The sequence below is a fragment of the Streptomyces griseiscabiei genome (genome assembly GCF_020010925.1).
Lineage (GTDB): Bacteria > Actinomycetota > Actinomycetes > Streptomycetales > Streptomycetaceae > Streptomyces > Streptomyces griseiscabiei.
Map to the genome: position 1 here is coordinate 2,074,980 of NZ_JAGJBZ010000001.1, position 15,366 is coordinate 2,090,345.

Sequence of the window (15,366 nt, forward strand, 5' to 3'; positions counted from 1 at the left end):
TGGAGTCCATGAGCACCATCCGCAGCACTTCGGTCATCTTCGATCTCGACGGAACGCTCGTGGACAGCGAGCCGAACTACTACGAGGCGAGTCTGCGCATCCTCGCCGAGTACGGCGTCACTGGCTTCACCTGGGCGGATCACGAACGGTACGTCGGCATCAGCGTCCACGAGACGGTCGCGCACTGGCGGGAACGGTACGGTCTCGCCGCCCCCGCCGAGGCGATCGTCGCCGCCAAGAACCGCCACTATCTGGAGCTGGCCCGCACCGGCACCCGGGTCTACCCCGAGATGCGGAAGTTCGTGGAACTGCTCGCGGCCGAGGGGGTGCCCATGGCCGTGGCCTCGGGGTCGTCACGGGAGGCGATCGAGGTGATCCTCGGCGGCACGGGCCTCGACGCGTATCTGAGGACCGTCGTGTCGGCGGAGGAGGTCGACCACGGCAAACCGGCGCCCGACGTCTTTCTGGAGGCCGCTCGCCGGCTGGGGGCGCGACCGGCCGACTGTGTCGTCCTGGAGGACGCGGCGCCGGGGGTCGCCGCCGCGCACGCGGCCGGCATGCGGTGCGTCGCGGTCCCCTATCTCGCCGGGCAGGCCGACGATCCGGCGTTCGCGACAGCGGGGCTGCTGGTGCGGGGCGGGCAGGGGGAGTTCACGGCGCGGGAGGCGTACGACTGGGTCCTGGCGTCGGGTTGAGACGCGCGGCGGGACGGGCGGAGCCCGGTCCGCCGAGGGTGTCGGTGGACCGGGCTCCGCCCGTGCCGTGGGGTCGGGATCAGGTCGCTGTGCCGTGCGCCGCCTTCCGGGCGCGCCGGTGCAGGAGCCAGCCCGTCACGGTGAGCGCGGCGGCCGAGGCGGCCACGCCGAGCACGGTCATACCGGTGGAGGCGAGGCTGCCGCCGCCCCCGGTGGTCGTGGTGCCGCCCGTGCTCGTGCCGGCGGACGAGCTTCCGGCGGACGTCGAACCGCCGCCGGAGCCACCGGAGGTGGACGTGCCGCCGTCGGTGTCGCCGCCACCGGTGGTGGTCGTGTCACCGCCGCCGTCGTCGGTGTCGACCGGGTCCTGGCCGACGAAGGCGACGGGGACCTTGACGTCCTGCGAGCGGTCGCCGGACAGGGTGTGGTCGGCGCGGGTGGCGAGGACACAGGTGGCCTTGAAGCAGTCGGTGTACTCGTCCTTGGCGTCGACGGTCAGCTCGACCTCGAACGTGCCGCCGTCCTCGTACGGGATCGCCAGCTCCTCGCCGTAGTCGGGCGGGTTGGAGGAGATCCACGCGGAGGAGTGCGACCCGCCCGTCATGTCGACGCCGCCGATGCACGGGGTGGGCAGTTCGCCGGCGCCGTTGTCGACGCAGAGGGCGACGTAGATGCCCTTGTCCTCGTCGTAGCCGGAGCCGGTGACCTTCAGGGTCTGCTTCTCGGTGGCGAGGTTGTTGACCGGGGTGACGGTGAGCTTCTGGCCGTCGGGCCCGGTGACGGTCTTCGTGCCGGACGGCTTGTCGTCCTCTCCGTCGCCGTCCCCGTCGCCGCCGCCGGTGGTGTCGTCGGTCTCGGTGACGGTGAGGGTGAAGGGGGCGGTGCGGGTGGTGCCGACGGAGTTCTTGAACACCGCGCGGTACTCGTAACCGTCCTGCGCCGCCCGTGCCTTGAAGGTGTACGTGTTCGCCGTCGCGCCCTTGACCACGGACCAGGTCTGGGCGCCGTCGGTGCTGACCTCCCAGGTCACGGTGGGTTCGGGGGTGCCCTCGGCCGCCGCGACGAAGGAGACCTCGTCGCCCGGGGCCACGGTCCGGGAGGTCGGGGTCTGGGTGACCTTCGGGGACATCCGGCGGTCGAGCTTGGTGATCTCGCCCTCGGAGGGGCTGCCGACGTAGACGGTGGTGCCGCCCGGGGCGACCGCGAGGGAGGCGGAGCCGTTCTGGGACTCGTTGTCGGCCAGCTTCGTGGGTACCGCGGCCGGTGCGTAGGAGGTGGTGTCGTACACGGCGAGGTGGCTGGTGCGGTCGCCGCCGTTGCCGGAGTCGCCGTTGTCCTGCCAGACGACGAAGGCCCGGCCGGTGGCGGTGTCGAAGGCGAGGTCGGCGGCCTGGTCCGCCTCGGCGCCGGTCGGCGCGTCGATGGTCTTCAGGAGCTTGGCGTCCTTGTCGTGGACGCGCACCGTGGTGCCGCTGCCCACCCAGACGTTGCCGGTGGCCGGGTCCGCCTCGATGAACTGGACGTTCGCGGAGGGGAGTTCGGCCGAGGCGGTCACGGTGAAGGAGTCGGTGTCGATCCGGCGCAGGGTGCCGCCGGCGGAGCCCGCGGACCAGGCCGCCTTGTGGGCCTTGTCGACGCCGAGCGCGGAGCCGCCCTCCAGGGTGAGGGTGCGGTTCTCCAGCGGGACGGCCGTCGCGGTGTCCACCTCGGAGAGGGTGGCGCCCTGGGCGACCAGGACGGTGGTGGTCTTGGTGCCGGGGCCGATCCCGGTGATGTTGGCGCCGGCGATCCATTTGCCGGTGACGGCCGCGTCACCGGTCTCGGCGGTGCCGATGCCGCGCAGCGCGAACTGGAAGACGGCGCCGTCGCCGGCGAGCGGGGCGGCGATCCGTACGACGGCGCGGGGCGCGAGGGTGCCGGTGGTGCCCGGGGCCTGGGCGACGTGGCCGAGGCTCTTGCCGTCCGCCGGGTCGAGGATGTGCAGACCGCGCTCGTCGACCGTGCCGGAGGCGGCGAAGTTGTCCGAACCGGCGTACAGCTTCCCGGTCGTGGGGTGCAGCATCAGGTCGTTGACCTTGCCCGCCGCGGTGAACGCGGCGGACTCGGCGTAGCTGACCGTGCCGGCGGGTACGTCCTCGCCCTCGCCGCCGTCCCCGCCGCCGGTGTCCTGGCCCTCGAAGGCGACCGGGACACGGACGTCCTGGGAGCGGTCGCCGGAGTTGCGGTGGTCGACGCGGGTGACGACGGAGCAGACGACCTCGGTGCAGTCGACGCCGTTGTCCTCGGCCTTGATGTCGAGTTCGACGTCGAAGGTGCCGCCGTCGCCCCAGGCGACGGCGAGGGTGCCCTCGTACGGGTCGCCCTTGGGCACGATCCAGTGGGAGGAACTGCCGGTGCCGCTCTGGTCGGCGCCGCCGATGCACGGGGAGGGAATCTTGCCGTCGCCGTTGTCCTTGCACAGGGCGACGTAGATGGCCTTGGCCGTGTCGTAACCGGAGCCGGTGACCCGCAGTTTCTCGCCGTCCGGGTCGAGGTCGGCGGAGGCGGAGACGGTCAGTTTCTGGCCGTTCGCGCCGAGTCGGGTCTTCGGGGTGTCGGCGGCCTGGGCGGCGGTGCTCACCGTGACGGCGGTGACCGCGGCGGCCACCAGGACGGCGGCTCCGAGAAGCGCTGCGGGGCGTCTCAGCCGCGGCCGGGCGACCCGGCCCGGCCCCCGCCGCTCCGTCGTGTCGTCTCTCATGGGTTCCTCATTCGTCGGGTGCGTCCGCCGCACACCCGGGGGACGCCGAGGGCCGGGCCCCCGTCGAAGGGGCCCGGCCGGTGGGGTGGTTACGAGAAGCTGACGGGGACGTGCACGTCGTACTTGCGGTCGTTGCTGTCGAAGTGGTCGGCACGGGTGACCACGGCACAGGTGACGTCCTCGCCGCAGACGCTGCCGTCGTCGAGGGTGGCCTTGACGAAGATGTTCACGCTGAAGGTGCCGCCGGTGCCGAACTTGGAGCTGTTGGCGAAGAGGCCGCCGAAGGTGTTGTTGATCCAGTGCGAGGCGCCGGTGGCACCGCTCTCGTCCTGGCCGCCGAGGCACGGGGTGGGCTTGTTCGCGCCCTGCGCGCCGTTGACCACGCAGAGGCCGACGTAGATGCCCTGGCCGGTGTTGAAGCCGGAGCCGGAGACGGTGATGACCTGGCCGGACGCGGCGGCCGAGTTCGGCGCGGTCACGGACAGGTTGTAGGTGGTGCCGCCGTCGACGACGGTGCGGGTCGCGGTGGCGGCGGAGGCCGAGGTGGCGAGGCCCAGCGTCAGGGCGGAGGCGGCGACGGCGGCGAGACCGGCGCGGGCGGCGGTACGGGCGGAAGGAACGACTCTCATCGGGAGAGGACCTTTCTCGTCAGCGGTTGGCGGGAAACACCCGTCAACACTTAGGTAAGGCTTACCTAACCTTGCTCTTGATCTCTTTGTCAACAGAAAGCAAAGGACGCCACAAGTGCGTTGCTCAGGACGGGCTTTCACCGGCAAGCACGGTGAACTCCGCGACGGCCTCCCGGCCTCCGGTCACGGAGTACAGCCGTACGGTGTGCGCGCCCTCGGTCGCGGTGCCGTACACCGGGAAATCGCGGGCCACTTGGCCCGAGTCGTCGGCCACGGCCTGGTAGCGGGTGTCGTCGTCGATCGCGACCAGCACGACCTCACCCGGCGCGAAGCCCGTGCCGGTGACCTGTTGTTGTCCGTCGCCGGGCGCGAGGCTCGCGAGCTTCACGGCCGCGGAGGGGCCGGCCGCCGCGGACTCCTGTCCCGCGTCCGCCCCTGAGCCGGGTGCCTCCGTGCCGCCGGCGTCCGGGGCCGGGGAGGCGGCGTCGTCGCCACCGCCGGACGTGTCGTCCGGAGCGTCCTCCGGCCGCCCGGCCCCGGAGGCGCCGGTGCCCACGGTCACGTCGAGCGGGGCGAGTTCGTCCCCCGCCGCATACGTCCGCCCGCTCCACTCGGCGAGCAGCGCGGCGCCCTCGGCCGTCAGCGACACCCGCAGGCCCGACCAGGTCGCGCCGCCGCCGCGTACGGTCGGCGCGGAGGACCCCGAACCGACCTCGGCCAGCGTCAAGTCGCTCCTCTCCCCCGCCTGTTCGACCCGTACGGCGAGGGTGCCCGTACCGCCGTCGAGCCGCAGGCGCAGCTCGTCGAGGGTCAGGGGGGCCGTGCCGGGGCCGGCCAGCCGGATCGAGCCGTCGAAGGCGACGTCGGCGTCGCCGGCCTTCGGGGTCGTGCTGCCGCCGTCGACCGGGAACCAGGTCCGGCCGCCGGAGCCGCGCACGGCGGGCGCCCCGGCCGTCACCGTCACATCGGCGCCGCCGACGGCCCCGAACGCCGGGCCCCAGCTCGCGAATCCGCCGGACACCGCACGGGGCGCCCCGGCCGCGTCCTGTGCCGTCGCCGTGCCCTGACAGAGCAGGGCGAGCAGCGCGCCCGCCGCCGCCACGGCGGCACCAGGTCTGTTCATCACCTCGAAGTCCTTCCTGGAACGTCGGCCGCTCGGCCGACGAGACGCTCCGCCGCGCGGGCGTCGACTGTCGCGTGGACGGCTGTCGTCGGCATGCCGTCAGCTCGCGTCGGAGGTACGGCGTCGGCGCGCCCAGAACCAGGCCGCGCCGCCCGCCGCGACCAGTCCGGCCGCGGTGATGCCGAGCGGTACGGCGGCACTGCCGGTGTCGGCCAGCGGGTCGTCCGACGTGCCGGTGCCGCTCGACGTGCCGCCGGTGCCGCCGGTGCGCCCGGTGCTCCCTGTGCTGCCGGTCGTGGCCGTGCTCGCGTCGGCCGACGGCGTCGCCGTGCTGTCGGCGCCGGAGTCGTCGCCGCTGCCGCCGTCGGCACCGGCGAAGGTCACCGGGATACGGACCGTCTGGCTCTGGTCGCCGCCCCGGATGTGGTCGTTGCGGGTGATCACGGAGCAGGTCACACCGGACTTGCCGCAGTCCGTGTTGGCGTCCTTGGCCCGCACCTTGAGCGACACGGAGAACGTGCCCTTGTGCCCGCTGCCCTTGTAGGGCTTGGCCAACCCCTCCCCGTACGAGGGCGGGTTGGAGGAGATCCACACCGAGGCACCGGAGTCGCCGGACATGTCGACGCCGCCGATGCAGGGCGTGGGGGTCTTGCCGGCGCCGTTGTCCACGCAGAAGGCGACGTAGATGCCCTTCTCGGTGTTGTAGCCGGTGCCGGACACGGTGACCGTCTCGCCGTCCGGGTCGAGTCCGGAGGATCTGGAGACGGTGAGCTTCTGGCCCTCGGGGCCGGTCGCGGAGCCGCCGGCGGCCGTCGCCGAGGGGGCCGGGAAGAGGATCAGGGCACTCGCGACGGCGACGGCCACCGGGGCCGCGCGCAGGGCTCTCAGGCCACATCTGTGCATCGGTGTCAGCACTCCCACCATAGGAAACTCAGGTAAGGCTAACCTAAAGTAAACGAACATCCGGTTGGAGCGGTAGACATGGAAGGCGGTCCGATGCGTAGGTCCGGAAGACCTCAACTCACCATTGCCCGAAGGGGAGTTGCCGCACTCGCCGTTGCATTCGCGATGCTGGCGGCCGGATGCGCAGGCGGCGACGGGGGCAGCGAAGACAAGGGGGCGAAGCCGTCGCCGTCGTCGGCGGGCGCCCGCGCGGCCGCGGCCCAGAAACAGCTGAGGACGAATTCGCTCGTCCCGCTGGACGGTGCGGCTCCGACGCCGGAACTGCCCGTCACCGTCGACTCCTCCGACGGCCGGAAGGTCACCGTCGAGGACGCCTCACGCATCCTGCCGCTCAACGGGGGCATCGCGGAGATCGTGTTCACCCTCGGCCTCGGTGACAAGGTGGTGGGCCGGGACATCACCGCGACCTTCGAGGAGGCCAAGGGCCTTCCGCAGGTGACGAAGGCGCACGATGTGAGCGCGGAGAGCGTGCTCTCGCTGGAGCCGACCGTGGTGCTCGCCGACACCGACACCGGGCCCGGTGAGGCCGTCGACCAGATCCGGGACGCCGGGATTCCCGTGGTCGTCCTCGATCCGGCCAACGACCTCTCCGACGTGAGCACACGGACGACGCGGGTGGCGCAGGCGCTGGGCGTGCCCGCCGCCGGGAAGGCGCTCAACGCGCGGTTCGCCGACGAGCTGAAGGCGGCTCGGGCGGCCGTGCCCGAGGGGAGCCGGCCGAAGGTGGCGTTCCTGTACATGCGGGGGTCGGCGGCGGTCTATCTGATCGGCGGGAAGGGGTCGGGGGCGGACTCGCTCATCGACGCGGCGGGGGCGGAGGACGCGGGGGTGGCGGCGGGGCTGGACAAGCCGTTCACGCCGATCACCAGTGAGGCGCTCGTCAAGGCTCAGCCCGATGTGATCCTCATGATGAGCAAGGGACTCGAGTCCGTGGGCGGGGTCGACGGGCTGGTGGAGATCCCCGGGATCGCGGAGACGCCGGCCGGGATGGACCGGCAGGTGGTGGACCTGGAGGACGGGGTGCTGCTCAGCTTCGGGCCGCGTACGCCGTTGGTGATCGACATCCTGGTGGAGCGGCTGCACGCGGGGTGAGGGTGAGGGGGTGCGTTGTCGGGTGCGGGTGGGTGGGGGTTCTCGCGCAGTTCCCCGCGCCCCTGAAAGGTCTGCGGGCCGAAAAAGCAGGGCGCAGCCCGCTTTTTCAGGGGCGCGGGGAACTGCGCGACCAGCCCCCACCCACCCGCACCCGAACAACCAGCCGCCGAACCCTCACGTATCGAAGTCCACCGTCAACGTCTCCGACACCGGATACGACTGGCACGTCAGGACGTACCCCGCGTCCACCTCCGCGGGCTCCAACGCGAAGTTGCGCCGCATCTCCACCTCACCGGAGGTGACCCGCGCACGGCAGGTGCCGCAGACGCCGCCCTTGCAGGCGAAGGGCAGGTCGGGGCGGGTGCGTTGGGCGGCGTCGAGGACGCTGCGGTCGCGGGGAAGCGCGGCGGTGGTCGTGCGGCCGTCGAGGGTGACGGTGACCTCGCTGACCGGGCCCTCGGCGGCGGCCTCCTCGTGCCGGGCCTCCCGGACGGGCTCGTCGTCGGCGTAGAACAGCTCCTGGTGGACACGGTCGGCCGGTACGCCGAGACCGGTCAGGACCGACTGGGCGTCACGGACCATGCCGTGCGGGCCGCACAGCCACCAGTGGTCCGCCGTGCCGACGTCGACCAGGGCGCCGATGAGCGCCGAGAGCCGGTCGGCGTCGAGGCGGCCGGACAGCATCTCGGCCTCGCGGGGTTCACGGGACAGCACATGGGCGAGCTGGAAGCGGGCCGGGTGCAGGTCCTTCAGGTCGGCCAGCTCGTCGGCGAACATCACCGTGCCGGTGCGGCGGTTGCCGTAGAAGAGGGTCACCGTCGAACGCGGATCGGCGGCGAGCACCGACTCGGCGATGGAGACCATGGGGGTGATGCCGGAGCCGGCCGCGATCAGCACATGGTGGCCGGGGGTGGCCAGGTCCGGGGTGAAGAACCCGGTGGGGCCCATCACCTCGACGGTGTCGCCGGGCCGTACGTCACCGACGAGCCACGAGGAGAACAGCCCGCCCGGCACCACCCGCACCCCGATGCGCGGAGTCGTACCGGCCGGTGAGCAGATCGAGTACGAGCGGCGTTCGTCGCGTCCCTCGATCTCCCGCCGCAGCGTCAGCGACTGTCCCGGCGCGAACGCGAACTCCTCCGCCAGCTCCGCCGGAATCTCGAACCCGACGGCCACGGCGTCCTCGCAGAGCGGCTGCACGGAGGCCACCCGCAGGGCGTGGAAGACCGGACGGCGGCGGGCGCGCGGGCGCCCGCCCGAGCCGGTGGCCGCAGCGGCGGCAACAACGGCAGCGGCGGCAGCAGCTGTGCCGGACGCGCCAGGAGCGGCCGGGACGCCGGCGCCGGAAGCGGAGGGTGCCGGGCCCCTGGAGGGTGGCGGAGCCGTCGTGGTGTTCGCCGGATGCCCGGGCTCCGTCCGCACGCCTCCCGTCCGTTCTTCCCTGTCCGCGTCTGCTCTGCGGCCTTCCATCAGATCTCCTTGACGTGCTCGAACGGCTCGCGGCAGGTGTGGCAGCGCCACAGGGACTTGCAGGAGGTGGCGGCGAAGCGGGAGGTCTCCTCGGTGTCGGCCGAGCCGCAACGGGGGCAGGCGACCGAGCGCCTGGTGGGTGACAGGAGGAGGGGGACCGGGCCTCGGGGGGCGGCTCCGGGCGGGGCGATGCCGTGCTCCGTGAGCTTGCGACGGCCGGCCTCGGTGATCCAGTCCGTGGTCCAGGGCGGGGTCAGGGCCGTGCGGATCTCCACCCGCTCGTACCCGGCGGCACGCAGTCGCGCCGCCACGTCCGCGCGCATCTCCGCCATCGCCGGGCAGCCGGAGTAGGTGGGGGTCAGGCTCGCGACGACCGTGCCGTCGTCGGTCAGTTCCACGTCCCGCAGGACACCCAGCTCGGCGAGGGTCAGCATGGGCAGCTCGGGGTCCGGCACCTGCTCGGCGATGTGCCGCGCGCGCCGGACGGACCGGGCGGACGGGTCGGACCGGATGCCGGTCGGTGTGGTCACCATGTCGCCTCCGGATGGGCGCGGGCCACGCTCTGCAACTCGGCCAGCAGCGGCGCCAGATGCTCGGTGTGCTCGCCGGCGCGGCCCGCGCCCGCCAGCGGGCGGTACACCGGCATGGGCAGCCCGGCCGCCTCGGTGACCTGGCGGAGCACGGCGGCGACCTCGTCCCGTACGTCATAGGCGGTGAACAACTCGCCGAAGTACGGGGCCACTTGCTCCATCGCCTTACGGATCCGCCGATGTGACTCCGCCGTGCCGTCACCCAGCCGTACGGCCCATTCGGCGGCGTACTGCCGGTGGTAGCTCAGCTCCTTGACGCCCTTGGCGGCGATCGCGGCGAGCACCGGGTCCGGGTGGCCGGTGAGCCGCTCGAAGTGCGCGAGGCGCCAGCTGGACAGGACGAGCAGCCGGACGATCGAGAACGCGAAGTCGCCGCAGGGGAGTTCGGCGAGGCGGACGTTGCGGAAGTCCTCGGCGTCCCGGAAGTAGGCGTAGGTGTCCTCGTCCCGCCCGGTGCCGTCGGCCTGCCCGGCGCGGGAGTACAGCAGCCGGGCCTGGCCGAGGAGGTCGAGCCCGATGTTGGCGAGGGCGACCTCCTCCTCCAGCTCGGGCGCGCGGGTGGTCCACTCGGCGAGCCGCTGGGCCGAGACCAGGGCGTCGTCGGCCAACGCGACGCACTCGGCGGCCAGTTCACCGGCGTCCACGCCCTCCGGCACGGTCGTGTCGACGCCGTGCAGGGGGTCCTCGAAGCCGGTGCCGTACGCCCAGCGGGCGTCGTCCTCGTGTCCCTCGGCCAGGGTCAGATAGACGTGGTCGTCACTCATACCCTGCTCCTCAGATGTGCGGGACGTCGTCGGGGATGTCGTAGAAGGTGGGATGGCGGTACACCTTGTCGGCGCTGGGCTCGAAGAACGGGTCCTTCTCGTCGCGGGTGGAGGCGGCGATGTGCTCGGAGCGGACCACCCAGATCGAGACGCCCTCGTTGCGGCGGGTGTACAGGTCGCGGGCGTGGGTGAGGGCCATCCGGTCGTCGGCCGCGTGCAGGGAGCCCACATGGACGTGGTTCAGCCCGCGCTTGCCGCGCACGAACACCTCGTACAACGGCCAGTCCCGCTTCTCGGCGCTCATGCCACCGCTCCCTTCTCCGTACGGGCGGCCTGCTTGGCCGCGTGGGCGGTGGCCGCCTCACGCACCCAGGCGCCCTCCTCGTGGGCGGTGCGCCGCCGTTCCATCCGCCGCTCGTTGCACGGCCCGTCGCCGGTGATCACACGCTTCAGCTCCGACCAGTCGGGGGTGCCGAAGTCGTGCCGGCCGCGCTCCTCGTTCCACCGCAGCTCCGGGTCGGGGAGGGTGACGCCGAGCTTGTCGGCCTGCGGGACGGTCATGTCGACGAACCGCTGCCGCAGCTCGTCGTTGCTGTGCCGCTTGATCTTCCAGGCCATGGACTGCGCGGAGTTGGGCGAGGCGTCGTCGGGCGGGCCGAACATCATCAGCGACGGCCACCACCAGCGGTCCACCGCGTCCTGCACCATCGCCCGCTGCGCCTCGGTGCCGCGCATCATCGTCAACAGCAGCTCGTAGCCCTGCCGTTGGTGGAAGGACTCCTCCTTGCAGATCCGCACCATCGCGCGCGCGTACGGCCCGTACGACGAACGGCACAGCGGGACCTGGTTGCAGATCGCCGCGCCGTCCACGAACCAGCCGATCACCCCGACGTCGGCGAAGCTCGCCGTCGGATAGTTGAAGATCGACGAGTACTTCTGGCGTCCCTCGATCAGCCGGTCCGTCAGATCCGCGCGATCCGCGCCCAGCGTCTCCGCCGCCGAGTACAGATACAGGCCATGGCCGGCCTCGTCCTGCACCTTGGCGAAGAGGATCGCCTTGCGCCGCAGCGACGGCGCCTTCGTGATCCACTCCCCCTCGGGCTGCATGCCGATGATCTCGGAATGCGCGTGCTGCGCGATCTGCCGGACGAGCGTCTTCCGGTAGCCCTCGGGCATCCAGTCACGCGGCTCGATCCGCTGGTCCCGCGCGATCGTCGCCTCGAAATGCGTCCGGAGGGCGTCCTCGGTCTCCGGAGCCCCCTCGCCGCCCCGCGACGGCGCCCCGGCGGAGTCTGTCGTCGTCATCGATACCAGCTTCCCAACCAAACCAACCGACCATTCGTTCGGTACCAGTGTGACGTGAATCGGGCGGCCGGGCAAGACCCGCACGCCCCCCGCCCACGATCAGCGCCTTCTTGACAGGCTCCGAGCCCTCTCGATTACATGGCGGTGACGCGCGGTAACCGAATGGTCGGTCGGCATCCCGGCGTGGCGGGCACGAAGGAGCGCGATGAGCAGCCTGGGCCAACCCCTCCCCCACGACCTGCTGGACGACGGCGAGCGCCTGGCCCCGGAGCGGCTGCGCGCACTCCAGCTCGACCGGTTGCGGGCCACCTTGCGCCACGCCTACGACCACGTGGAGCTGTACCGCGAGAAGTTCGACGCGGCCGGGGTGAAGCCCGACGACTGCCGTTCCCTCGGCGATCTGGCCCGGTTCCCCTTCACCACCAAGGCCGATCTCCGGGACACCTACCCCTTCGGCATGTTCGCCGTGCCCATGGCGGACGTACGCCGGGTGCACGCCTCCAGCGGCACCACCGGTCGCCCGACGGTCGTCGGCTACACCGAGAACGACCTCTCGATGTGGGCGGACATGGTCGCCCGCTCGATCCGGGCCGCCGGCGGGCGCCCCGGGCACAAGGTGCACATCTCCTACGGGTACGGCCTGTTCACCGGCGGCCTCGGCGCGCACTACGGGGCCGAGCGCGCCGGGTGCACGGTGATCCCGGCCTCCGGCGGGATGACGGCCCGCCAGGTGCGGCTGATCCAGGACTTCCGCCCCGAGATCATCATGGTGACCCCGTCCTACATGCTCACCCTGCTCGACGAGTTCGAGCGGCAGGGCGTCGATCCGCGCACCAGCTCCTTGGAGGTGGGAGTCTTCGGGGCCGAGCCGTGGACGGAGGAGATGCGCCGGGAGATCGAGGAGCGGGCGGGCCTGCACGCGGTCGACATATACGGTCTGTCGGAGGTGATCGGCCCGGGTGTGGCACAGGAGTGCGTGGAGACCAAGGACGGCCTCCATGTCTGGGAAGATCATTTCTATCCGGAGATCGTCGACCCGCTCACGGACGCCGTCCTGCCCGAGGGCGAGGAGGGGGAGATCGTCTTCACCTCCCTCACCAAGGAGGCCATGCCGGTCGTCCGCTACCGGACCCGCGATCTGACCCGGCTGCTCCCCGGCACCGCCCGCCCCGCATTCCGCCGGATGCGCAAGGTCACGGGCCGCTGCGACGACATGATCATCCTGCGCGGGGTGAACGTCTTCCCCAGCCAGATCGAGGAGATCGTCCTGCGGACGCCCGCCGTGGCGCCGCATTTCCAGATCCAGCTGACCCGCCGGGGCCGCATGGACCATATGACGGTCAGGGTCGAGGCCCGCCCCGGGTCGGCGGCGGACGGGCGCGAGACAGCCGCCTCGGCGATCGCCCGGGCGGTCAAGGAGACCGTGGGCGTCACGGTGGAGGTGGCGATCGTGGACCCGGAGACCCTGGAGCGCTCGGTGGGCAAGCTGCGGCGGGTCAAGGACCTCCGCGGCACCGAGACCTGACGGCTCCGGCCCGGCATCGGCGCGGCCCCGACAAGCACGGGGAGCCGCGCGACCGGCCACGGACGACCCGCGACCGAGACTCGGCGGCAGCCCCGCCATGCCCCTCGAAGCCCCCGGCGCACCACAGGCCCACCGGTGGGAAAACTCCCGTGCACCGGTTCGTACACCTCTGCGATCATCCCGGAATGGCGCAGAGTCTCGCATCGCTGGTCCTCCGGCACACCCACCGCCTTCCCGCCCCCGAGGGGTCCGCGGGCGAAGGAGCCGCCGCCGCGCGGCAGTTCGACGCCGCGCTGATGGCCGTGGGCTTCAAGCTGTCGGCGGAGCTGCTGGAGAGGCTGTCCGGGCTGTCGGGGGCCGCCGTCCTGCACACCGCCCGGCGGACGCTGCCGATCGTGCGCGAGCTGGTCGGCGACCATGTCCGGCACAACTCCTACTTCATCGACTTCCCGGCGAACGTGCCGGACACCGAGGAGTTCTGGGCCCGTTGCGTGGCACAGGCCCTCGGCGACGAGAAGGCACGCGAGGGTGTGCTGACGCAGCTGGCGAACGGCGTGCTGGACCTGCTCAGCCTGCCCACGTACGGCCGGTACCAGCACACGTACGAGGAGATGCTCGCGGCGCAGGACGAGCTGATCGCCTCGGCGGGCGACCGGGTGACCGTGCTGCACCTCGGCGGGGACCTGGACGACGAACTGACCGCCCTGTATCTGGCCCTGGCGGGCAGCACGACCCCGCTGGGCGAGGAGCACCTGGGCGACCTCGGGGTGCTCGCGCAGCGGTGCGCGCTCGGCCCGCAGCCGGAGCGGATCCCGGTGCGGGAGAACCGGGCGGTCGTCAACGAGGCCCGGCTCGGCGTGGGCGCGGACCTGCTCCTCGACACGGTCACCGATGTGCTGCGGCTGGCCTGCGCGCTGTCCGGCGGCGATGTGACCCTCCAGGAGCCGACCCGGTTCCGGAAGCTGTCGCGGCCGGTGCGGCGGGGGCTGCTCGCGGGCCTCGACGCCGTGGTCGCGGAGAACCCGGCAAAGCTCGCCGATGTGCACGCGCACCGGGAGCCGTTCAAGCGGCTCGGTGAGCGGCTGCACCCGCACGAGTACCCGCGCTGGCCGCACGCCGCCGAGGTGTTCGCCGTCGCGCGCGGCGAGAAGGAGGCACGGTCCTTCGACAGCCGGGTGGAGCAGCTGCTCGACGCGTTCGACGTCGCCGGGGCGGCGGCACTGCTGAAGTCCGCTCCCGGCAAGCTGTTCCGCGCCCTGGACCTGCTGCTGCGGATCGCCGCCGACCGGGCGGAGCGGGACGCGGTGGTGGCCGCGGCCGTGGAGGCGGCACCGCGGGTGTCCGGCCGGGTCCTGCTCTCGGTGCGCGAGCACTTCCACAACCGGGCGCGGGAGAGCGGCGAACTCCGGGTCTTCGTCAACCGCCGGGGCCGTGCCTGGGTGGCCCCCGACGACCGGCCGCCGGTCCCGGACGCGGACCGCGACCGGCTGGTCGCCGCCCTCGACGCCGAGCTGCGGGGCCGGCTCCCGGTGCCGGACCGGCTGCTGCTCGACCCCGACGTCCTGGACGTGGCGCTGCCGCTGAGCGGCCGGGCGACCGCGGCCGGGCTCGGTGTGCTGCCGCGCGGTTCGGTCTCCGAGGTCGACGGCGAGCGTCTGCGCTTCTTCGTGTACTGGAAGCAGACCGAGCACCGCACCGACTACGACCTGTCGGCGCTGCTCCTGCACTCCGACTACAGCACCGACGCCTGGCTCTCCTACACCTCCCTCACGGCGGTCGGCGGACGGCACTCGGGCGATGTCACCGAGGCGCCCGACGGAGCCTCGGAGTTCATCGAGCTGACCCTGGACCGGGTGCGCGGCACCTTCGTCGTGCCGCAGGTCAACATCTACGCGGGCGAGGGTTTCGAGGAGGTCGAGGAGTCGTTCTTCGGGTTCATGCTGCGCGACGGCGAGCACAAGGGCCGGCCGTTCGAACCGCGTACGGTGCGGATGAAGTCGGAGCTGCGCGGCGTGGGCCGGGTGGCGCTGCCGCTGGCGTTCCGGCGCGGGGACGACGGCAGGTGGCGGGCGAAGTGGCTGCACCTGTATCTGAAGGGCGTCTCGGCGGGCAACCGGGTCGAGGAGAACCAGGCGTCGGTGTCGAAGCTGGTGCGTGCCGTCATGGAGCGCGAGCAGCTGACGGTGGGGTACCTGGCCGACCTGATGTCCGGTGACGCCACGGTCATGGAGCTGTGGGACGGCGGCGCGGTGCCGGACGGGCCGGTGACGTACATCGGCCTCGAACGCCCCGAGGGGCTGCACCCGGACTCCCGGGTCATCACCCTCGAAAATCTGCGCGACCTGATCCCGGCCTGAGTGCTAGCGTTGCCGACGGCGAGGCCATGAAGGGGCTTCCTTCTCATTCACTCCAAATGAAACCGAGTTCCTTCGCTCTCCTCGCCGCCGACGTCGCTCCGGGCGGCGCCCGC

Annotated in this window: 12 protein-coding genes and 1 pseudogene; 4 read left to right on the forward strand and 9 right to left on the reverse strand. The window is 72.2% G+C overall.

Features of this window, described 5'->3' with window-relative positions:
• The first annotated feature begins 8 nt into the window (after positions 1–8).
• Positions 9–695 (forward strand): HAD family hydrolase, encoded by a 687-nt coding sequence (locus tag J8M51_RS09075; protein WP_086762598.1) that lies wholly within the window; start codon positions 9–11, stop codon positions 693–695.
• Between the two features lie 79 nt (positions 696–774).
• Here J8M51_RS09075 and J8M51_RS09080 read toward each other — a convergent pair whose 3' ends face one another.
• From J8M51_RS09080 to J8M51_RS09095, 4 genes are all read right to left on the reverse strand, one after another.
• Positions 775–3,435 (reverse strand): immunoglobulin domain-containing family protein, encoded by a 2,661-nt coding sequence (locus J8M51_RS09080; protein ID WP_086762600.1) that lies wholly within the window; start codon positions 3,433–3,435, stop codon positions 775–777.
• An 89-nt stretch (positions 3,436–3,524) separates the two neighbouring features.
• Positions 3,525–4,064, reverse strand: coding sequence for a hypothetical protein (locus J8M51_RS09085; RefSeq protein WP_086762602.1), 540 nt, complete (start codon positions 4,062–4,064; stop codon positions 3,525–3,527).
• 124 nt (positions 4,065–4,188) lie between these two features.
• Positions 4,189–5,187, reverse strand: a complete 999-nt coding sequence (locus J8M51_RS09090) for an HtaA domain-containing protein (RefSeq protein WP_086762604.1) — start codon at positions 5,185–5,187, stop codon at positions 4,189–4,191.
• Between the two features lie 99 nt (positions 5,188–5,286).
• Positions 5,287–6,090 (reverse strand): LPXTG cell wall anchor domain-containing protein, encoded by an 804-nt coding sequence (locus J8M51_RS09095; protein WP_107473854.1) that lies wholly within the window; start codon positions 6,088–6,090, stop codon positions 5,287–5,289.
• 93 nt (positions 6,091–6,183) lie between these two features.
• On the opposite strand from J8M51_RS09095, the gene J8M51_RS09100 reads away from it, so the two are divergent.
• Positions 6,184–7,242 carry a heme/hemin ABC transporter substrate-binding protein gene (locus J8M51_RS09100; RefSeq protein WP_267299090.1) on the forward strand — a complete coding sequence of 353 codons (1,059 nt, stop codon included), beginning with the start codon at positions 6,184–6,186 and terminating at the stop codon, positions 7,240–7,242.
• Positions 7,243–7,416: 174 nt separating this feature from the next.
• On the opposite strand, the pseudogene paaE reads toward J8M51_RS09100, so the two are convergent.
• The 5 genes and pseudogenes from paaE to paaA form a co-directional block, all read right to left on the reverse strand.
• Positions 7,417–8,490 (reverse strand): annotated as a pseudogene (gene paaE, locus J8M51_RS09105) (1,2-phenylacetyl-CoA epoxidase subunit PaaE); the annotation flags it as partial.
• 221 nt (positions 8,491–8,711) lie between these two features.
• Positions 8,712–9,245 carry a 1,2-phenylacetyl-CoA epoxidase subunit PaaD gene (gene paaD / locus J8M51_RS09110; RefSeq protein ID WP_216587699.1) on the reverse strand — a complete coding sequence of 178 codons (534 nt, stop codon included), beginning with the start codon at positions 9,243–9,245 and terminating at the stop codon, positions 8,712–8,714.
• Positions 9,239–10,066, reverse strand: a complete 828-nt coding sequence (paaC, locus tag J8M51_RS09115; RefSeq protein ID WP_086751732.1) for a 1,2-phenylacetyl-CoA epoxidase subunit PaaC — start codon at positions 10,064–10,066, stop codon at positions 9,239–9,241. The genes paaD and paaC overlap by 7 nt, the downstream gene beginning before the upstream one ends.
• Before the next feature lie 10 nt (positions 10,067–10,076).
• Positions 10,077–10,370 carry a 1,2-phenylacetyl-CoA epoxidase subunit PaaB gene (paaB, locus tag J8M51_RS09120; protein WP_086751734.1) on the reverse strand — a complete coding sequence of 98 codons (294 nt, stop codon included), beginning with the start codon at positions 10,368–10,370 and terminating at the stop codon, positions 10,077–10,079.
• The gene (gene paaA, locus J8M51_RS09125; RefSeq protein WP_086751736.1) at positions 10,367–11,371 is read right to left on the reverse strand and encodes a 1,2-phenylacetyl-CoA epoxidase subunit PaaA; all 1,005 of its coding nucleotides are present in this window, start codon (positions 11,369–11,371) and stop codon (positions 10,367–10,369) included. The genes paaB and paaA overlap by 4 nt, the downstream gene beginning before the upstream one ends.
• 205 nt (positions 11,372–11,576) lie before the next feature.
• Here paaA and paaK point away from each other — a divergent pair, with 205 nt between their 5' ends.
• Both paaK and J8M51_RS09135 read left to right on the forward strand, forming a co-directional pair.
• Complete coding sequence (gene paaK, locus J8M51_RS09130) at positions 11,577–12,896, forward strand: phenylacetate--CoA ligase PaaK (protein ID WP_086751739.1); 1,320 nt, start codon at positions 11,577–11,579, stop codon at positions 12,894–12,896.
• Between the two features lie 185 nt (positions 12,897–13,081).
• A complete protein-coding gene (locus tag J8M51_RS09135; protein ID WP_086751741.1) occupies positions 13,082–15,253 on the forward strand; it encodes a TerD family protein in 2,172 nt (723 codons plus the stop codon).
• Positions 15,254–15,366 lie beyond the last annotated feature (113 nt).